Genomic DNA, 17973 nt, shown 5'->3' with positions numbered 1-17973 from the left:
CGGGCTGGGTAGGGTGATCGGGTGCGAATCCTCGTCCTCGGTTCCGGTGCCCGCGAGCACGCCATCATCACGGCCCTCCTCGCGGAGCAGGCCGGTCACGTCATCACGGTGGCACCCGGCAACGCCGGCATCGCCGCCGACGTCGAGACGGTGTCGCTCGACCCCACGAACGGCGCACTCGTCGCCGAGTACGCGCTCGAGAACGGCGTCGAGCTCGTGGTCGTCGGCCCCGAGGCCCCGCTCATCGCGGGCGTCGCCGATCCGGTCCGCACCAGGGGCATCCCGGTGTTCGGCCCGAGCAAGGCCGCCGCGCAGCTCGAGGGCTCGAAGGCGTTCGCGAAGCGGATCATGGCCGAGGCCCAGGTCCCGACGGGCCGCCCGGTCTACGCCGGCACCGTCGAGGAAGCCGTCGCCGCGATCGACGAGCTCGGCGCCCCGTACGTGGTGAAGGCCGACGGGCTCGCAGCCGGCAAGGGCGTCCTGGTCACCGAGGACCGCCAGGCCGCGATCGACCACGCCACCTACTGGCTGCAGCACGGACACGTCGTGGTCGAGGAGTTCCTCGACGGCGAAGAGGTCTCCCTGTTCTTCCTGAGCGACGGGCACGACGTCCGCCCGCTCAGCCCCGCCCAGGACTACAAGCGCCTGGGCGACGGCGACGTCGGTCCGAACACCGGCGGCATGGGCGCGTACTCGCCGCTGCCCTGGCTCGCCGACCGCTGGGAGTCGGAGCAGGCGTTCGTCGCCGAGGTCACCGACCTGGTCGCCCTGCCCACCGTCCGGCGCCTCGAGCACGAGGGGACCCCGTTCGTCGGCCTCCTCTACTGCGGGCTCATCGTCACCGAGCAGGGCGTCCGGGTCATCGAGTTCAACGCGCGCTTCGGCGACCCGGAGACGCAGGTCGTCCTCCCCCGTCTGGCCACGCCGCTCAGCAGCCTCATGCTCGCCGCGGCGACCGGGCAGCTCGGGTCCGCGCCGGAGCCGGCGTTCCGACCGGACGCCGCCGTGACCGTGGTGCTCGCGAGCGAGGGCTACCCGGAGAACCCGAAGACCGGACGCGTCATCACCGGCATCGACGCCGCGAACGCACGCGACGGGGTGTCCGTGGCGCACGCCGCGACCGGTCTCCTCGACGGCGAGCTCGTCGCCACCGGCGGCCGGGTGCTCAGCGTCGTCGCGACCGGCGCCGACTTCGCCGAGGCACGATCGCGCGCCTACGCCGGCCTGGGCGACATCACGCTCGAGGGCGCGCAGTTCCGCACCGACATCGCCGCGAAGGTCACCCGATGAGCGCCGCGCCCGTGCTCGACGGCTGGCAGCACGTCTCGTCCGGCAAGGTCCGCGAGCTCTACGTCCCCACCGGCACCCCCGACGTCCGGAGCGCCACCGAGCTGCTCCTCGTCGCGTCGGACCGGGTCAGCGCGTACGACTTCGCGCTCGAGCCGCCGATCCCGGGCAAGGGTGAGCTCCTGACCCGCCTGTCGCGCTTCTGGTTCACCCGGCTCGCCGACGTCCCGAACCATCTCATCGCACCGTCCGCCGGCGGCACCCCGGTGCCGGAGTCGGTCGCGTCGCGGTCCATGCACGTGATGCCGCTCGACATGTTCCCGGTCGAGTGCGTCGTCCGCGGGTACCTGGTCGGCAGCGGCTGGGTCGAGTACCAGGAGTCCGGCAGCGTCTGCGGCGTCGCGCTCCCCGAGGGGCTGTCGAACGGCGACCGCCTGCCCGAGCCGATCTACACGCCGGCGTACAAGGCACCGCAGGGCGAGCACGACGAGAACATCTCCTACGAGCAGACGGTGTCGCTCGTCGGAGCCGAGGCGGCAGCGGCGCTGCGGGACCTCTCGCTGCGGGTGTACTCCGAGGCGGCGGCGATCGCGGCCGAGCGCGGGGTCGTCATCGCGGACACGAAGTTCGAGTTCGGGCGTGACACCTCCGGCCGGATCCGGATCGGCGACGAGGTCCTGACGAGCGACTCCAGCCGCTACTGGGACGCCCGGTCGGGGAACCGCACCGAGTCGTTCGACAAGCAGATCGTCCGCGACTGGCTCAGTGCGAACTGGGACAAGCAGGGAACGCCGCCGGTGCTGCCCGAGGCGATCGTCACCCGGACGGCGGAGCGCTACCGCGAGCTCATCGAGCGTCTCGGCGCCTGACCCGCGCGCGCCGAGCGGGACGACGGGTGCCCGCTCGACGAACGGTGCCCGCTCGACGAACGGGCGCGCGTCAGTCGCGCGCGACGACGACGACCGTCAGGTCGTCCCCCGGGTCGTGCGAGGCCGCACGCGACCGCACCCGCGCCAGGAACGTCTCGATGACCGGCTGGTCGCGCCACACCGACCCGAGCACGGACAGCGACGCGAGCGTGGAGTCCCAGAGCTCGAGCGCTCCGTCGCTCACGAGCAGCAGGGCGTCCCCGGGCTCGAGCACGAGCGAGCCCGTCACCCGGTCGGCGCCGACCGGGTGCAGCCCGATCGGCAGGTCGTAGGAGCGCAGGATCGCCTCGGTGCCGTCGGCGCGGAGGTGCAGCACGAGGCCGTGGCCGGCGTCGGTGAACTCCATCCGCCCGGTCGACGGGGTCAGGCGGCCGTGGAAGAGCGTCGCGAACGACTCGGCGCGGCTGAGGTCGGGGCCGACCTGGGTCTCGAGTGCGGCGACGGCACGGTCCGGCGTCTCGGAGGCGCGGGCGAGCAGCGCTCCGCGGATGGTGGCGGCGAGGAGCCCGGCCGACATGCCCTTGCCCATGACGTCGGCGACGGTGACCGACAGGGCATCCCCGTCGACCTGCCAGTCGTGGAAGTCGCCGGAGACGACCCCGTGCGGGACGGACATCCCGCCGACGCGGTACCCGGGGAGCTCGACGGCGTGCGGCTCGAGGCCCGCGAGCACCGAGCGGAGGCGGTCCTCGTCGGCGCCGGCGGCGAGTTCGCGCTCCGCCCAGACCCCGAGCTCCTGCAGCAGCGCGAGGTCGTCCGGTTCGAGGGTCCGGGGCTGCGGGTCGATGAGGCAGAGCGTGCCGACCTTGACGTCGTCGTCGCCCACGCGGAGCGGGACGCCCGCGTAGAAGCGGACGTTGGGGTCGTCGAGGACCATCGGCAGGTCGGCGTACCGGGCGTCGGCACGTGCGTCGGGCACGACGACGGGGCCGGCTTCGCCGAGGGTCCGTCCGCAGAAGGTGTCCTGCAGGGGGATGACCGGACCGAACACGGCGTCGGACTGCTGCGACTTGATCGTCAGCGAGTCGGTGCCGGCGAGGTTGAGGAACGAGCCGCTCACGCCGAAGGCCTCGCGCGCGATGCGGGTGATGCGTTCGAACCGCTCCTCGGGGCCGCTCTCCACGACCTCGAGGGCGGCGAGCAGCGCTGCCCGCCGGACGGCTTCCGCCGCTGGGCGGTCGGAGACGGCGGGGTCGAGGTGCATGCGTCCACGCTAACGCGCCGACCGGACAGTCCCAGTCCCCAGTACGGAGGACGCGGATCCCGCCGGGGCACACCCCCGGGCACGTGCGGCCACCGCCGCCGTGACAGATGTCACCCCCGGATCGTGACGTCCGCCAGAGGTCCGAGCCGTCTCCGGGCGCGAGGCTCGAGGACATGAACGACACTCCGGTCATCCAGCTCCGTGGGCTCCGCAAGCGCTTCGGCGCCGTGGCCGCGGTCGACGGCGTCGACCTGACGATCCGTCCGGGCGAGGTCGTCGCCCTCCTCGGTCCGAACGGCGCGGGCAAGACCACGACCGTCGACCTCGCGCTCGGCCTCTCCACACCGACCGCCGGCGAGGCGCTGCTCTTCGGCGAGGACCCCCGGGCGGCGGTCGTCGCCGGCCGGGTCGGCGCGATGCTGCAGGGCGGCGCGCTGCTGCCGGACATGACCGTCCGCGACGCCGTCGCCCTCGTGGCCGCCGCGCACCGTCGTCCGATGCCCGTCGACGAGGCGCTCCGCCGCGCACGGTGCACCGAGATCGCAGGCCGTCGGGTGAACAAGCTGTCCGGTGGGCAGCTGCAGCGGGCGCGGTTCGCGGTCGCCGTCGTCTCGGACCCGGACCTGCTGGTGCTCGACGAGCCGACCGCGGCGATGGATGTCGAGGCCCGGCACACGTTCTGGTCGTCGATGCGCGAGTTCACGGACGCCGGACGCACGGTCGTGTTCGCGACGCACTACCTCGACGAGGCCGACACCTTCGCGGACCGGATCGTCATCATGCGGTCCGGGCGGATCGTCGCCGACGGCACGCCCGCCGAGATCAAGGCGATCACCGCGACACGGACCGTCCGGTTCGCAGGCGTCGGTGCGGCAGCGCACGTCGCGTTGCGCGCCCTGCCGGGCGTCGTCGGCCTGGAGGCTCGGCACGACTCCGTCACGCTCCGCACCGACCGCAGTGACGACACGCTCAGGGCGCTCCTCGCCGCGCACCCGGAGGCGCACGACATCCAGGTCGTCGCCTCGACGATGGACGACGCGTTCCTCGCGCTCACCCATGCCGACGACCCCGACTCCACCCCGTCCACCGAGCACGAAGGGGCCCGCGCATGAGCGCCGCGACCGCCGCCACCACGTCCGCCCGTCCGGCCACCGCCAGCACGACCAGCGGCCGGCTGCCGATCCGGTACGTCCTCCTCGAGACGAAGCGGCAGCTCCGGAACGTCCGCGCGATGGTGTTCACCTTTGCCGTCCCGGTCGTCATGCTGCTCGTGTTCGGCTCGGCCTTCGGCACGCAGACGGACCCGACGACGCGGCTGCAGTACCTCGTCGTCACGACCCTGCAGATGGCGTCCTACGGCGCGATGATGGCCGCGCTCAGCCAGGCGTTCGCGATCGTCAACGAGCGCTCGATCGGCTGGAACCGCCAGCTCCGGGTGACACCGCTGTCCGGCTGGGGCTTCATGGTGTCGAAGGTGATCGCCGCGATGGCCTTCGCCGGGATGTCGATCGTCATCGTCGTGCTCGTCGCCACCGTCGGCCTGCACGCGTCGCTCGACCCGGGGCACTGGCTCGCGGCGGGGTTCGGTGTCTGGCTCGGGGTCGTGCCGTTCGCCCTCATCGCGATCCTGATCGGGCAGTTCGCGAAGCCGTCCTTCGCGCAGCCGCTGTTCATGGTGGTCTTCATGGGGCTGGCGATCCTCGGCGGGCTCTGGGTCCCGCTGTCGATCATGCCGGACTGGATGGCGAGCGTCGCGCACCTGCTCCCCTCGTACTGGCTGAACCGCATCGGGCAGATGGGCGCCGGGGCCACCGGGGCGACGGGGATGCTCGAACCGGCGCTGGTGCTCACCGGGTGGGCGCTCCTCCTCGCCGCGGTGATCGTGTGGCGCTACCGTCGCGACGCCGCACGACAGTGACCGACGGCCCTACGCTGGCACCGATGTCCGAGGCGACCAGCACGACGGAGGCGCGGGACGCGGCCGACGCACCCCGCGCCTCCCGGCCTGCCCGGACGTCCCCGCGCTCCTTCCCGTGGGCCGTCCCGCCGGGCGCGGACGACGACGACATCCGGATCGGCCGCCGACGCTGGTACGCCGGCGCGGTGTTCGCGCTCCTCTGGCAGGTGCTCGAGGTGATCGCCGTCTGGAACGACGGCCGGAGCCTGCGGGCGCACGTCCTGTCGTCCGTCGCGCTCGCCGTCGTGTACGCGGCGTACCTGTTCGCACCGGAGGCGATGTGGCGCCGGAGCATGCGTGGCCGCGTCGTCGTGCTGCTCGGGGTCGCCCTCCTCGCCGGCCTCCTGCTCTTCGTGGTCGGTCCCCTCGCCGTCTGGACGTGGCTGCTCGTCGCCGCACTCTCCGGCTTCGTCGCCGAGCGGTTCTGGGTCGCGGGGGTCGTCGTGCTCGGCATCGTCGGCGCGCAGTTCCTCGTCGCCGTGAGCACCGGCTGGGACACCGCGGTGAACAGCGGCATCCTCTTCGCGCCGGTCATCACGGTGTCCGTCGGCGCGTCGATGCTGTTCTTCGGACGCCAGCGCGAGGCCGAGCAGCGACTCGGCGTCGCACAGGACGAGATCACCCGGCTCGCCGTCGTCGAGGAGCGGGCCCGCTTCTCGCGCGACCTGCACGACGTGCTCGGGCACTCGCTCACCGTCGTCGCGATGAAGTCCGAGCTGGCCGCACGCCTCGTCGACGTCGACCCGGTGCGGGCGAAGGCCGAGATGCAGGACGTCGAGCGGCTCTCCCGCGAGGCGCTGCAGGGGCTCCGCCGAGCGGTCAGCGGCTACCGCGAGGCCGACCTCGACGCCGAGCTGCTCTCCGCACGCGCGGCCCTCGAGGCCGCCGAGGTCGACGCGACGCTGCCCGCCGACGGCTCCGCGGCCGGTGACGACGTCCGCAGCCTGTTCGCGTGGGTGCTGCGCGAGGGCGTGACGAACGTGATCCGCCACGCTGCTGCCAGCCGGGTCCGTGTGACACTCACCCGCACGGCGCTGACCGTCGACGACGACGGGACGGGGACGACCGCCGGCAGCGCGGCGGGGGCGGACGGCACGTTCAGCGTCACCGGAGGCAACGGCCTCCGCGGACTGCGCGAACGCTCTGACGCCGTCGGCGCGACGCTGACCACGGGCACGAGCGACCTGGGCGGCTTCCGGCTGCGGGTCGAGAGGACCAGTCGATGACCGAGACGATCCGGGTCCTGCTCGCCGACGACCAGGCGCTCGTGCGCGGCGCGCTGGCGTCGCTGCTCTCGCTCGAGCGGGACATCGAGGTCGTCGCCCAGGTCGCCCGCGGCGACGAGGTGCTCGACGCCGCCCGGGACTCCGGCGCCACCGTGGCCCTGCTCGACGTCGAGATGCCGGGCGCCGACGGCCTCACCGCAGCCGCGACCCTCGCGCGCGACCTGCCGTCGTGCCGCTCCCTCATCGTGACCACCTTCGGGCGTCCCGGCTACCTCCGCCGCGCGCTCGAGTCCGGCGCCGCCGGCTTCGTCGTGAAGGACACCCCCGCCGAACAGCTCGCCGACGCCGTCCGACGGGTTGCCGGCGGCTTCCGCGTCGTCGACCCCGTGCTCGCCGCCGAGTCGCTCGCCGCCGGGCCGTCCCCGCTCACCCCGCGCGAGACCGACGTCCTCATCGCGTTCCGCACCGCGCCGACCGTCGCCGGGGTCGCCGGCACCCTGCACCTGTCCGAGGGCACGGTGCGGAACCACCTGTCGTCGGCGATCGGGAAGACGGCCGCCCGCAACGCGACCGAGGCGCTCCGGGTGGCGGCGGACAACGGCTGGCTGCTCGGCACGCCCTGAGCCGCGGCGTACCCTGGGGCACGTGCTGCGTCGTGTCGTCCCCGTGTTCGTCGTCGGCGTCGCCGCGGTCCTCACCCTCGCCGGCTGTGGTGCCCACGACTCCACCGGTCAGGTCTCGGTCACGGTGTCGTCGAACGCGGCGAGCCACGCCTACGAGGTGAAGGTCTTCACCGCCACGACCGGCAAGCTCGCCGAGCACCAGCGGGTGTTCCCCGGTGGCACCGCGGACTTCGCCGGAGTGCCCCTCGGCGAGGTCACCGTGCGCGCCGCCGACCTCTGCCCGCAGAAGACCACCGTGGCGAACGGCGAGGTGGCGAAGGTCACGCTGACGACGACGGGCTGCTGACCCCGACGGCCACCAGGTGCTCGACGCGCGGCTCCCCCGCGACCTCGCGCACCGCCTCGAGCATCCGGGCGTCGTCACCGGTCTGCCGGACCTCGTGCTGGTCGACGTGCTCCTGCCACGACCCGACCCGGAAGGCCTCCACCCACGCGTCCGGGCCGGTCGCGGCGTCACGGTAGAGGTTCCAGTCCCGCGCACCGGTCCGTCGGCGGCTCTTCCCGAGCCGGGCCGCACGCGCGCGGAACTCGTCGACGGACCCGGCCGGCACCGTCCAGTGCAGCAGGACGAGGGTCTCACCGGTCGCCGCAGCGTGGTCGTCGGGGACGAACGCCACGTCGCTGAGCGGCATCGGCGTCGCGGCACGCTGCCGGTCGGTGAGCACCGGGAACCCCGACACGAGGAGGAGTCCGGCGCCCAGTGCGGTGAGCACGCCGGCCGCGGCGAGGACGCCGACCACACCGAGGGGCGTCGCGACGACGCCGGCGAGTGCGGCGCCGACGGCCGTGCTGCCGAACAGGACGAGCTGGTACACGGCGAGGCCGCGCGCCCGGACCCAGGCGGGGAGGAACGCCTGCACGGTGCCGTTCAGGGTGGTGACGACCCCGATCCACGCGACGCCGCCGATGACCAGCGCGACGAGGACCACCGGCAGCGAGGGCACGAGCGCGACGACCACCATCGCGGCACCGAACACGACCGAGGTCAGTCCGACCACTCGGCCGATCCCGAGCCGCCTCCGGATCGCGGGCATCACGAAGGCGCCCCCGACGGAGCCGGCACCGACCGCGGCGAGGAGCAGCCCGTACCCGCCGGAGGACAGCCCGAGCGGCCCGTTCGCGACGAGCGGCAGGAGTGCCCAGAGCGCGTTCGCCGGGACCATGAACACGGCGAGCTGGACGAGGAGCCGCCGGACGACACCGGCGTGCAGGACGTAGCGGACGCCGGCGCGCGTGGCGTCGACGAACGGTTCGGCCCGGGTCTCCGGACGCTGGTAGCCCCGCCACGCCACGAGGACGACGAGGAAGAGCGCGAACGACAGCGCGTTCGCCGCGAAGACGAACGGCACGCCGAGCTGCGCGATGACGACACCGGCGAGTGCGGGGCCGATCGCCCGGGCGACGTTGACGCCGACGGAGCTGAGCGCGGCGGCGTCGGTGATGGCCGCGCGGGGCACGATCTCCGGCACGAGCGCCTGGTACGCGGGCAGCTGCAGGGCGGACGCGGACCCGAGCAGGAAGGTCACGGTGAGGAGGAGCGCCGGGGTCATCGACCCGGTGGCGGTCAGGACGGTCATCGCGGCGCCGACGACGACCTGGAACGCCTGCACGCCGATGAGCAGCCGGCGCCGGTCGACGAACTCGCCGACCACCCCGGCGGGGATCCCGATGAGCAGGACCGGCAGGCTGGACGCGGTCTGCACGAGGGCGACGACCACGGGGGCGGCGTGCTCGTCGACGAGCAGCCACTGCGCGCCGACCGTCTGCATCCAGCTGCCGATGTTGCTGACGAGGACCGCGATCCAGAGCGCCCGGAAGACCGGGATCGCGAGCGGCGCGAGCGCGCCGCTCCGGGGTGTCGTCGTGGTGCGTTGCGTGGTCACGTCGCCTCCTGGGTGGAACCGTGGTGGGCCTGGAGGCGCGGTGCGCGTCGGGCGTGCACCGCGCCTCCAGGCCCTGGTCGCGTCCGCGGTCGGACGCTCCGCGTCAGTCGGCGAGCGCCGCCGACAGGAAGGCGACCGCCTGCGCGACCGCGGCCTTGGCCGGCGGCATGTCGTGCAGCGAGTTCACCATCACGAAGTCGTGCACGACGCCACCGTAGCGGGCTGCCGTCACGGGGACGCCGGCGCGGCGGAGCTTGGCGGCGTACGCCTCACCCTCGTCGCGGAGCACGTCTGCCTCACCGGTGATGACGAGCGCCTGCGGCAGGCCGGCGAGCTGCTCCTCGGTGGCGCGGAGCGGCGACGCGGTGATCTCGGCGCGGTCCTCCTCGCTCGTCGTGTACTGGTCCCAGAACCACCGCATGCCGTCCAGGGCGAGGAAGTAGCCCTCGGCGAACTCCTGGTAGGACGCGGTGTCGAACGCGGCGTTCGTCACCGGGTAGAACAGCGCCTGCGCGCGGAAGACCACGTCGCCGCGCTCCTTCGCCATGATCGTCAGGACGGTCGCCATGTTGCCGCCGACCGAGTCACCCGCGACGACGAGGCGCGACCCGTCGAGGTCCTTCTCCGCGCCGTGCTGGACGACCCACTGCGCGACGGCGTAGGACTGCTCGTTCTGCACCGGGTACCGGTGCTCCGGGGCACGGTCGTACTCGGGGAAGACGACGGCCGCACCGGTGCCGACGGCGAGGTCGCGGACCAGGCGGTCGTGGGTGTGGGCGTCGCCGAAGACCCAGCCGGCACCGTGCGTGTACAGCACGACGGGCAGGACGCCGGTCGCGCCCTTCGGCTTGACGATGCGGACGGGGACGCTGCCGGTGGGGCCGCCCTCGACGGTGATCCACTCCTCGTCGACCTCGGGCTTCCAGATGGGTTCGTCCTGCACGCCGTCGACAGCCGTGCGCCCGTCCTCCGGGGTGAGCTGGTACAGGAACGGTGGGGTGGCGGTGGCGTCGACGAAGGCCTGGGCGGCGGGTTCGAGTGCGACGTTCTTCGGGTTGCCGGTGGGCATGGGTCCTCCTCGTGGGACGGGTGTGTGCGTGGTGCTGGGTGCTGGCCGCGCGGGTGGTGGTCCGTGCGGGTCGCGCGGGGGGTGGTCAGGCCGCGGCGTCGGTGGTCGTCGTCGCGGTGACGGCGCGCTCGATGACGTCGGCGACGGCCTCCGGGTGGGTCTGCATGACCAGGTGCGGCGCGGGCAGCTCGGTCACGTCGGTGATCCCGGCGCGGGTGTAGCCGAAGCGCTCGACCTCGGGGTTGATGGTGTGGTCCTCGCTGGAGACGATCGCCCAGGCCGGGGTGGTCTTCCACGCGGCGACGGAGGCCGGCTCGCCGAACGCGGCACCGGACAGCGGCCGCTGGGACACGGCGAGGACCTCGGCGACGCGGGGGTCGACACCGGCGGCGAACACGGCCGGGAACGCGTCGACCTTGACGGAGACGTCCGTGCCGTCCTCGGCGCCGGCGACCGGGTACGGCGTGTACACGAGGTTCGCGGCGAGGTCGGAGTCCGGGAAGCCGCCCTGCAGCTGCCCGAGGCTCTCGCCCTCGTCGAGCACGTAGCCCGCGACGTAGACGAGGCCGACGACGTTCTCCGCCGCTCCCGCGACGGTGATCACGGCGCCGCCGTACGAGTGGCCGGCGAGGACGACGGGGCCCTCGATGTGCTCGGCGACCGCGCGGACCGAGGCGGCGTCCTCGGCGAGGCTGCGGTTGTAGACGGGCGGGACGACGACGGTGTGGCCGCGGTCGAGGAGCTCGCGGGTGACGGGGGCCCAGCTGGCGGCGTCCGCGAAGGCGCCGTGGACGAGGACGATGGTCGGTGCGGTCATGGTGCACTCCCTGTGTGCGTGGTGACGGTGCCGGGCATCGTGCCGGCGTGGTCACGCTAGGGTCCGGGGTCCCCGCTCGTCCTGTCCCTGTGATGCCCCGTCAGCAGTCGGTGCGGCGGCCGTCGCGTCCGTTCGGCCGCCGCGGGCCGCCCTCGTGCCCGGCCATCCCGGCCGACTCGAGCCAGCTCTTGCCCGCTCGTGCCCGCTCGTGCTCCCCGGCGTCGCGGACGGGGTAGTGACGGGGTCCCCCTCATCGCCCGGGAGCTGGGTACCGTTGCCGGATGGAACACGGAGACGGCACGACGACGACGTCGGCGCAGGGGTTCGTGGACGCCCTGGTCGAACCCGTGGTCGTCCTCGACCGACACCTCGACGTGGTGGCCGCGAACCGGGTCGCCGGCGCACTGTCCGGGTCGCTGACGGTCGGCACGAACCTCGCCCGCTTCACGTTCCTGAACCCGTACGTCGAGGAGTCGGTCGACGAGTGGGAGGCAGAGGCGCACCGAACGGCCGCGATGCTCCGGGACTCGCTCGAGCAGCACGACGAGGACCCGCGGTTCCGTGAGCTCCTCGGCGAGCTGATGGCGAGGAGCCCCGCGTTCGCGACGGAGTGGGCCGCGCGGGCCGAGGGGCCGGCGAGCCAGGGCGTCTCGACGTTCGAGAACCCGCTCGTCGGTCGACTGGTGCTGCGCTGGGAGCAGCTGCGTCGTCAGGACGACCCCGAGCACGTGGTGGTCGTGTGGGCCCCGGCGGACGACGCCTCGGTTCGGCGTCTCGACGCGCTGCGGGCGCTGCTCGAGGGCTGAGGGTCAGCCGGCCAGCGACTCCCCGTCGACCCGGGTCGTGCGCGCGGTCCCCTGTTGCACCTGCGCGGCGAGGTACGCGACGGCGGCGGCAGCCGGGGTGCCGACGTCCGCCCAGAACGTGACGAGCACGTGGCTGCTGCCGGGGATGGCGAGGTTCTGCCACCGGAACTCGACCCAACCGATCGGGTCGATCCAGTGCCGTGACACCCCGGTCCGCTGCACGGCGACGTCGTGGCGGGCCCAGATCCCCGGGAAGTCCCGGTCCTGCAGGGTCAGGGTGCCGACGATCTCCTGCAGCCGCGGGTCCTCCGGGTCGGCGTGCATGCGGAGCGCCGCCACGACGCGGTGCGCGGTCGGCAGCCAGTCCGCTGCGTGCTGCCGGGACGCCTCTGTGAAGATCTGGAGCACGAGGTTCGCACCGGGCTCCATGTACCCGGGGCCGAGGGCACTGGCGAGGGCGTTCGACAGGATGATGTCCTGGTTGCGGTCCATGACGAACGCCGGGGTGTGGGACCACTGCGCCAGGAGCGACCGCACCGAGTCGTCGACGCCTGGTGTCGCGGTTCCGGAGCCCCGGGTGCGCTCGGCGTGCGCGAGGCGGCGCATGTACGCGGTGGCCTCGTGGTCGAGGCGGAGCGCTCGGGCGATCGCGGCCAGGACCTGGTCGGAGGGCTGGTGATCGCGGCCCCGTTCGAGCCGGAGGTAGTACTCGGCACTGATGCCCGCGATCCGGGCGACCTCCTCGCGCCGCAGCCCGTCGACGCGGCGCCCGGGCTCCCGGACGAGCCCGACGTCCTCGGGTTGCACGAGCGCACGGCGTGCCCGGAGGTACTGCCCCAGTTCGGATCGTCGTGCGTCCACGAGAGCAGGATAGCCGGAATCCGCACAGTTGAGAACCATCGTTCTCGAAGCGACGCCCGGCGAGGGTGACTCGTCAGCCGATCGGTCGCCCGGACCGCTGGATCGTCTCGTGGGGGCTCTCCCCGAAGCGCTGCCGGTAGGCCGCCGCGAACCGGCCGAGGTGCGCGAACTGCCAGCGGTGCGCGACGTCCCGGACCGTGCGCACGCCACCTCGGTACGCCGAGAGCTCGAGGTGCACGCGGTCCAGCCTGACCTCGCGGAGGTACCGCATCGGGGTCACCGCGAGCCGGCGCCGGAACAGGTCCTGCAGCCCGCGTTCGCTGAGGTCGGCTCCGGCTGCGATGTCGGCCACCTCGATCGACTCCCCCGCGTGGTCGTGCACGAACCGGATCGCGCGGCGCAGGCGGTGCTCGACGTCGGACCGTGACCGGGTGAACGTCGACAGGACGACGGTGGCGACCCGACGGTTCAGTGCGGCCCGCTCGGCCGGGTCGAGCGTCGGGTCGATGATCCGGTCGCCGGCCTCCCGCAGCAGGGCGAGGAGGGGCTCGACACCCGGGTCGTCGGACTCGGGCTGCACGAACTCCGACGGCTCCTCCGCGTCGCCGAGCATCCGCGGCGCGACGTGCAGGAGCGTCATGGTCGTCGCGTCGGTGTCGAACGCGTACGCCACCGGGGCGGAGAGCATCATCGGGCGCCCGGCCCCGACCTCCCACGAGCTGCCGTCGTCGGAGGTCAGGGTGGCGTGCCCGTCGGCGAGGACGAACACCACGTGGTCGGGGCGCGGGCCGATCGTTCCTGCCTGCGGTCCCGCGGTCCGGATGCGACGCAGGGCGACGTCGTCGTCACCGCCGGTCACGTAGTCGAAGGCCGGTTCGGGTGACGGCATGGCTTCTCTCGGGTCGACGACGAACACGCCCGGGTCCGGCGGTCACCGAACGGTACCGCGCGCGCACCGCCGGATGCGAGCCCGTGCCGCACCACGGTCGGTCAGGACGGGTCGGGCACGCCGTCCCACACATCGCCGTGCCGGGACAGCACCGTCCACCGCGACGCCGGCCACGTCGTCAGGAACGCACGACCGACCACGTCCGACACCGGCACCGTCCCGTGCGCTCGCGAGTCCGCCGAGTCGTACCGGTTGTCGCCCATCACCCAGAGGCGCCCCTTCGGGACGGTCACCGAGAAGTCGTCCATCGCCACCCGGTCCGTGCCCGGCGGCAGCACCACGTACGACTCGTCCACGGGGTGCCCGTTCACGGACAGCCGTCCCTGCGCGTCGCAGCACGACACGGTGTCGCCCGGCATCCCGATCACGCGTTTGATGAGGTCGTCCCCCTGCCCGGCGGTGAGCCACCCGCCCGGGTCCTGGAAGACGACGACGTCGCCGCGCTGCACCGGCACGGCTCCGGGCACGAGTTCGTTGACGAGCACCCGGTCACCGATGAGGAGCGTGTTCTCCATCGACGCCGACGGGATGTAGAAGGAGCGGACGAGGTAGGCCTTCACCAGGAACGACGCGAGCACCGCCGCGACGACGATGATGACGACGTCGCGGAGGAACTTCCCGCCCTGTCGACCGGCGCGCGGCGCGCCGGCTCGGGGCTGCTCGACGTCGCTCAATGCGTCAGCACCACCTTGACGAGGCCGATCACGAAGGCGACCGCGGCGAGCACGATCCCGCCCCAGAGGCCCAGGAACGTGGGCCGCTGGCCGCTGAACCGCTGCATGAAGACGCCGACCAGGCCGATGCGCACGACCAGGATGACGAGCGCCGCGGTCTGCGCCCACGACGCCGGCAGCCAGCCGATCCACGCCGCGGCGTACAGGACAGCCGGGATCAGGCCGGAGGTCGCGATCGGGTTGGCGTTCCGCACGATGGTCACGACCGACTCGCGGCGGACGTCGTCCGACTCGGACTCGTCGGCACCGAACCCGTGCGCGACGAGGTGGGACAGCACGTGCGCGAGGTACGTCAGCACCGCCGTCGCGAGGACCGCCCAGATCGCCGACCCGGCACGGATCGCTTCCGGGTCGACGGCGATCGCCGCCGCGAGGACGGTGATGTTGCCGTAGATGTACGACGACATCCGGTCGCGCATCTGCTCGACCGGGAAGGTCGCCGGGTCGGGACGACCGCCCCGTCGACCGCGTGGCCGGTCCGGCAGGCGTCGTGTGCGTGGCATCCCCCCATCTTGGCCCTGGTCGGCGCGGCCCACCCGACAGGACACCGGGTGCGATGCCATCCTGGGTGGGCCGGCGCACCGAGGCGACGGACAGACTGGAGGCACGCCCATGTCCCGCAGACCACTCGCCCTGGTGACCGGGGTCGGCCGCAGGGCCGGGATCGGCGCCGCGATCGCGTCACGACTGGCGGCCGACGGCTGGGACCTGGCCATCTCGTGGTGGGGCCCGTACGACGACCGCGTGTCCGGCGGGGCCGATCCGGACGGGATCGAGTCCGTCGTCGCCGAGTGCGAGCACGCGGGTGCACGCGTGACGCGCCTCCCGGTCGACCTCGCCGACCCGGAACAGGCGGCCGCGCTCGTCGACCGCGCCGAGACCGAGGCGGGCGCTCCGGTGACCGCCCTCGTGATGTCGCACTGTGAGTCGGTGGACTCGGACGTCCGGACCACCACGGTCGAGGCGTGGGACCAGCACTTCGCCGTCAACGCCCGTGCACCGTTCCTGCTCGTGCAGGCGTACGCGGCCGCACTCGAGCGCGCAGGCGACGATGCGCCCCGGGACCTCCGCCGGATCGTCGCCCTCACCAGTGACCACGTCGCGTTCAACCTGCCCTACGGCGCGTCGAAGGGTGCGCTCGACCGACTCGTGTTCGCCGCGGCGAAGGAACTCGGCGGGCTCGGCGTCAGCGCGAACGTGGTGAACCCCGGCCCGAACGACACCGGGTGGATGTCCGACGAGGTGAAGGCGTGGGCGATCGAGGCGACCCCGCGCGGGCGACTCGGGCGACCGTCCGACGCCGCTGCGCTCGTCGGGTTCCTCTGCTCGGCCGACGGCGGCTGGGTGAGCGGGCAGCTCTTGAAGTCCGACGGCGGGATCTCGAACAGCGTGTGACGCGTCACCGACTTTGTGCGATTTGGTTGACGCGTCAACTAAACCGGCGCACACTGGACGCATGCACACGCCGGACCTCCTCGCCGCCGACACCGGGATGGGCGCCGTCACCCTCCGGGTCGCGAACCTCGACCGGATGATCGGGTACTACCGCGAGGGCGTCGGCCTGTCGCTGTTCTCGAACGAGGGCGGCGTCGCCGTGCTCGGCCGACCGTCCGCATCGGGCGTCGACGTGCCGATCGTCGTCCTCGAGCACGAGCCGTCGATGCAGCACGCCGCTCCGCACGAGGCCGGCCTGTTCCACACCGCGATCCTGTTCGACACGAAGGCCGACCTCGCCGCCGCCCTGTACTCCGTCGCCACGAAGTACCCGCAGACCTTCACCGGCAGCGCCGACCACCTGGTCAGCGTCGCGTTCTACTGCACGGATCCCGAGGGCAACGGCGTCGAGCTGTACTGGGACCGCGACCGCACCGAGTGGTCGTGGACCCACGGCATGGTCGACATGGCCACCGAGTACGTCGACCCGAACGCCTTCCTGCAGGAGCACCTCACCGCGACCGCGCTCGAGTCCGCCGCCGCCCGGCCGGGACGGGTCGGGCACGTGCACCTCTCGGTCGGCGACGTCGACACCGCCCGCGCCTTCTACGTCGACCAGCTCGGCTTCGCCACCACTGCCGGGTTCGGCGAGGCGCTGTTCGTCAGCGCCGGCGGCTACCACCACCACATGGCGATGAACACGTGGAACTCCCGCGGAGCCGGACGACGGCAGCTCGCGCTCGGCCTCGGCCTGGTGCGGATCGAGGTCCGGGGCACCGACGACCTCGGGGCGCTGGTCGCGCGGATGCGGGACACCGGCGTGCAGACCGCCGACGACGGCCGGACGGTCGCGTTCGAGGACCCGTGGGCGAACCGCATCGAGGTGACCGCGCCCGGTCGCGGCTGACCCCGCGCGGCCCCGCCGCGCGCCCGCCGCGCCCCCGCCCGCCGCGCCCCCGCCGCGCGGGCCGAGTCTCGGGCTGATCGACACTCCTCGGGGCCGTGGGCACGAGAAGTGTCGCTGAACGCGAGACTCGGCCGCGCGTCATCACCGGGAGCGGAAGTAGCGGTGGAGTGCACGCTCCCGGACGGACGCCGCACCGACGCCTCCGCCGACGAGGACGCCGACGAGTCCGAGACCGGCCACGACGCCCGATGCGGCGACGATCGGCAGTGCGTCGTCCGGTGGGAGTCCCCGCACTGCGACGACCGCGGTCGCCATCGCGACGGCAGCACCGGCAACTCCCCACACGAGGTGCTGCAGGACGATCCCCAGCATCTGCTCGCTCCGCCGGACTCCGACGTGGCGATCGGACGCGAGCGCGAGCCGACGCCGAGCCACCGCCGCCCATCCGATGGCAGCACCACCCCCGATGGCCGCAGACGCCGGCACCCAGTCCGGCAGCCCGGCCGACCACACGAAGGTCTCCCCCAGCCGCGAGTTGAGCAGCCCCACCGTGGGACGCTCCTCTTCCTCAGCGCCGCTGGACGGGAGGACGGTGCGGCGGAGCATCGGCACCGTGTCGTCGCGCTGCGGCCAGACCGTCACCCAGCACGCGTCGAACGCCGTCCCGTCATCGGCGGCAGGGGCGAGTGCTGCGTACTCGAGATCGGGATCGCGTCCGTCATCCGGGTAGTCGTAGACGCCGGCGACCGGAAGCCGCCTCCCTGCAAACGTCACCAATTCGTCGCCCGGATCGAGGCCGAGCGCATCGTGGACGGCCGGTGCGAGGACCAACCCGGCGCCTCCGGCAGCGACTGCCCCGCCCAGGGCCCCGACCATGCCCGAGGTCACCTCGTAGGTCGGGATGGTCGACCCCGGCAACACGGCTGGGACCACCCCGCGGTCGACCCGGCGGAGCGCTCCGGACGCGAGGACCCCCTCGGAGTCGGCGAGCGCATCACAGCCGCGACCGTCGATCCGGCCTTCGGCGCGCTGGACCGTCGTCGCGGCGCCACTCGTCAGGAACGCTGACGCCGCCCGGACCTCACCGGCGGCCGAGGCGGCCCGGAATCCGAGGAGACTGCCGAGGAGCACGGCGACCACGACGGCGCTCGTCACCGCCCACGCCGCCCCCGCGCACACGTCGCGCCACGCTTCCCGCGCGATCTCCCGCACGCGCATCCCACCGGG

Annotated in this window: 19 protein-coding genes; 10 read left to right on the top strand and 9 right to left on the bottom strand. The window is 73.2% G+C overall.

The genetic code is table 11. The features are described from left to right. The first annotated feature begins 21 nt into the window (after nt 1-21). Together purD and BLT36_RS06050 are read left to right on the top strand one after the other, a co-directional pair. Nucleotides 22-1290 (top strand): phosphoribosylamine--glycine ligase, encoded by a 1269-nt coding sequence (purD, locus tag BLT36_RS06055; RefSeq protein ID WP_092092882.1) that lies wholly within the window; start codon nt 22-24, stop codon nt 1288-1290. Continuing rightward, nucleotides 1287-2156 carry a phosphoribosylaminoimidazolesuccinocarboxamide synthase gene (locus BLT36_RS06050; RefSeq protein WP_092092879.1) on the top strand — a complete coding sequence of 290 codons (870 nt, stop codon included), beginning with the start codon at nt 1287-1289 and terminating at the stop codon, nt 2154-2156. Before purD ends, BLT36_RS06050 begins: the two co-directional genes overlap by 4 nt. 70 nt (nt 2157-2226) lie before the next feature. Here the strand turns inward: BLT36_RS06050 and BLT36_RS06045 are convergent, their stop codons facing one another. Continuing rightward, nucleotides 2227-3420: a PP2C family protein-serine/threonine phosphatase gene (locus tag BLT36_RS06045; protein WP_092092876.1), complete on the bottom strand. Its 1194-nt coding sequence runs from the start codon at nt 3418-3420 to the stop codon at nt 2227-2229. A gap of 173 nt (nt 3421-3593) precedes the next feature. Here BLT36_RS06045 and BLT36_RS06040 point away from each other — a divergent pair, with 173 nt between their 5' ends. The 5 genes from BLT36_RS06040 to BLT36_RS06020 are packed head-to-tail and all read left to right on the top strand — an operon-like array spanning nt 3594 to nt 7572. Beyond that, a complete protein-coding gene (locus BLT36_RS06040) occupies nt 3594-4532 on the top strand; it encodes an ABC transporter ATP-binding protein (RefSeq protein ID WP_092092873.1) in 939 nt (312 codons plus the stop codon). After that, on the top strand, nt 4529-5338 hold the full coding sequence (locus BLT36_RS06035; protein WP_254787362.1) for an ABC transporter permease: 810 nt from the start codon (nt 4529-4531) through the stop codon (nt 5336-5338). The genes BLT36_RS06040 and BLT36_RS06035 overlap by 4 nt, the downstream gene beginning before the upstream one ends. 23 nt (nt 5339-5361) lie before the next feature. Then, the gene (locus BLT36_RS06030; protein ID WP_092092871.1) at nt 5362-6603 is read left to right on the top strand and encodes a sensor histidine kinase; all 1242 of its coding nucleotides are present in this window, start codon (nt 5362-5364) and stop codon (nt 6601-6603) included. Further along, nucleotides 6600-7226 carry a response regulator transcription factor gene (locus BLT36_RS06025; protein ID WP_092092868.1) on the top strand — a complete coding sequence of 209 codons (627 nt, stop codon included), beginning with the start codon at nt 6600-6602 and terminating at the stop codon, nt 7224-7226. Before BLT36_RS06030 ends, BLT36_RS06025 begins: the two co-directional genes overlap by 4 nt. Nucleotides 7227-7248: 22 nt before the next feature. Further along, complete coding sequence (locus BLT36_RS06020) at nt 7249-7572, top strand: hypothetical protein (RefSeq protein WP_092092866.1); 324 nt, start codon at nt 7249-7251, stop codon at nt 7570-7572. On the opposite strand, the gene BLT36_RS06015 is transcribed toward BLT36_RS06020, so the two are convergent. The 3 genes from BLT36_RS06015 to BLT36_RS06005 form a co-directional block, all read right to left on the bottom strand. Then, nucleotides 7547-9169 (bottom strand): MFS transporter, encoded by a 1623-nt coding sequence (locus BLT36_RS06015; RefSeq protein ID WP_092092863.1) that lies wholly within the window; start codon nt 9167-9169, stop codon nt 7547-7549. The two genes, BLT36_RS06020 and BLT36_RS06015, sit on opposite strands and share 26 nt — an antisense overlap. A gap of 103 nt (nt 9170-9272) precedes the next feature. Continuing rightward, nucleotides 9273-10238: an alpha/beta hydrolase gene (locus BLT36_RS06010; protein WP_092092860.1), complete on the bottom strand. Its 966-nt coding sequence runs from the start codon at nt 10236-10238 to the stop codon at nt 9273-9275. Nucleotides 10239-10323: 85 nt separating this feature from the next. Continuing rightward, complete coding sequence (locus BLT36_RS06005) at nt 10324-11055, bottom strand: alpha/beta fold hydrolase (RefSeq protein ID WP_092092856.1); 732 nt, start codon at nt 11053-11055, stop codon at nt 10324-10326. Nucleotides 11056-11336: 281 nt separating this feature from the next. On the opposite strand from BLT36_RS06005, the gene BLT36_RS06000 reads away from it, so the two are divergent. Next, nucleotides 11337-11861, top strand: a complete 525-nt coding sequence (locus tag BLT36_RS06000; RefSeq protein WP_092092853.1) for an MmyB family transcriptional regulator — start codon at nt 11337-11339, stop codon at nt 11859-11861. Between the two features lie 3 nt (nt 11862-11864). Here the strand turns inward: BLT36_RS06000 and BLT36_RS05995 are convergent, their stop codons facing one another. The 4 genes from BLT36_RS05995 to BLT36_RS05980 all read right to left on the bottom strand — a co-directional run bounded on the left by BLT36_RS05995 (nt 11865) and on the right by BLT36_RS05980 (nt 14908). Further along, complete coding sequence (locus BLT36_RS05995; RefSeq protein WP_175529513.1) at nt 11865-12722, bottom strand: helix-turn-helix domain-containing protein; 858 nt, start codon at nt 12720-12722, stop codon at nt 11865-11867. Between the two features lie 73 nt (nt 12723-12795). Further along, nucleotides 12796-13611, bottom strand: coding sequence for a helix-turn-helix transcriptional regulator (locus BLT36_RS05990; RefSeq protein WP_139166387.1), 816 nt, complete (start codon nt 13609-13611; stop codon nt 12796-12798). A 101-nt stretch (nt 13612-13712) separates the two neighbouring features. Then, the gene (gene lepB, locus BLT36_RS05985) at nt 13713-14345 is read right to left on the bottom strand and encodes a signal peptidase I (protein ID WP_092092846.1); all 633 of its coding nucleotides are present in this window, start codon (nt 14343-14345) and stop codon (nt 13713-13715) included. Further along, entirely contained in the window at nt 14342-14908 is a 567-nt protein-coding gene (locus tag BLT36_RS05980) for a hypothetical protein (protein WP_139166386.1), read from the bottom strand. The genes lepB and BLT36_RS05980 overlap by 4 nt, the downstream gene beginning before the upstream one ends. A gap of 109 nt (nt 14909-15017) precedes the next feature. On the opposite strand from BLT36_RS05980, the gene BLT36_RS05975 reads away from it, so the two are divergent. Both BLT36_RS05975 and BLT36_RS05970 read left to right on the top strand, forming a co-directional pair. Continuing rightward, the gene (locus BLT36_RS05975; protein ID WP_092092841.1) at nt 15018-15800 is read left to right on the top strand and encodes an SDR family oxidoreductase; all 783 of its coding nucleotides are present in this window, start codon (nt 15018-15020) and stop codon (nt 15798-15800) included. Between the two features lie 61 nt (nt 15801-15861). Further along, nucleotides 15862-16746, top strand: coding sequence for a VOC family protein (locus BLT36_RS05970; protein ID WP_092092838.1), 885 nt, complete (start codon nt 15862-15864; stop codon nt 16744-16746). 141 nt (nt 16747-16887) lie between these two features. On the opposite strand, the gene BLT36_RS05965 is transcribed toward BLT36_RS05970, so the two are convergent. Then, on the bottom strand, nt 16888-17958 hold the full coding sequence (locus BLT36_RS05965) for a hypothetical protein (RefSeq protein ID WP_139166385.1): 1071 nt from the start codon (nt 17956-17958) through the stop codon (nt 16888-16890). Nucleotides 17959-17973 lie beyond the last annotated feature (15 nt).

The sequence above is a fragment of the Curtobacterium sp. UNCCL20 genome (genome assembly GCF_900101675.1).
In the GTDB taxonomy this organism is placed as follows: domain Bacteria; phylum Actinomycetota; class Actinomycetes; order Actinomycetales; family Microbacteriaceae; genus Curtobacterium.
This window is presented reverse-complemented; position numbering and strand designations above follow the sequence as displayed.

Coding starts and splice junctions, on each gene's coding strand:
- BLT36_RS06010 (WP_092092860.1), bottom strand. CDS start 10,238: ATGCCCACCGGCAACCCGAAGAACGTCGCACTCGAACCCGCCGCCCAG.
- BLT36_RS06045 (WP_092092876.1), bottom strand. CDS start 3,420: ATGCACCTCGACCCCGCCGTCTCCGACCGCCCAGCGGCGGAAGCCGTC.
- BLT36_RS05970 (WP_092092838.1), top strand. CDS start 15,862: ATGCACACGCCGGACCTCCTCGCCGCCGACACCGGGATGGGCGCCGTC.
- BLT36_RS06025 (WP_092092868.1), top strand. CDS start 6,600: ATGACCGAGACGATCCGGGTCCTGCTCGCCGACGACCAGGCGCTCGTG.
- BLT36_RS05975 (WP_092092841.1), top strand. CDS start 15,018: ATGTCCCGCAGACCACTCGCCCTGGTGACCGGGGTCGGCCGCAGGGCC.
- BLT36_RS06005 (WP_092092856.1), bottom strand. CDS start 11,055: ATGACCGCACCGACCATCGTCCTCGTCCACGGCGCCTTCGCGGACGCC.
- BLT36_RS06050 (WP_092092879.1), top strand. CDS start 1,287: ATGAGCGCCGCGCCCGTGCTCGACGGCTGGCAGCACGTCTCGTCCGGC.
- BLT36_RS05990 (WP_139166387.1), bottom strand. CDS start 13,611: ATGCCGTCACCCGAACCGGCCTTCGACTACGTGACCGGCGGTGACGAC.
- BLT36_RS06035 (WP_254787362.1), top strand. CDS start 4,529: ATGAGCGCCGCGACCGCCGCCACCACGTCCGCCCGTCCGGCCACCGCC.
- BLT36_RS06040 (WP_092092873.1), top strand. CDS start 3,594: ATGAACGACACTCCGGTCATCCAGCTCCGTGGGCTCCGCAAGCGCTTC.
- BLT36_RS06000 (WP_092092853.1), top strand. CDS start 11,337: ATGGAACACGGAGACGGCACGACGACGACGTCGGCGCAGGGGTTCGTG.
- BLT36_RS06030 (WP_092092871.1), top strand. CDS start 5,362: ATGTCCGAGGCGACCAGCACGACGGAGGCGCGGGACGCGGCCGACGCA.
- BLT36_RS05980 (WP_139166386.1), bottom strand. CDS start 14,908: ATGCCACGCACACGACGCCTGCCGGACCGGCCACGCGGTCGACGGGGC.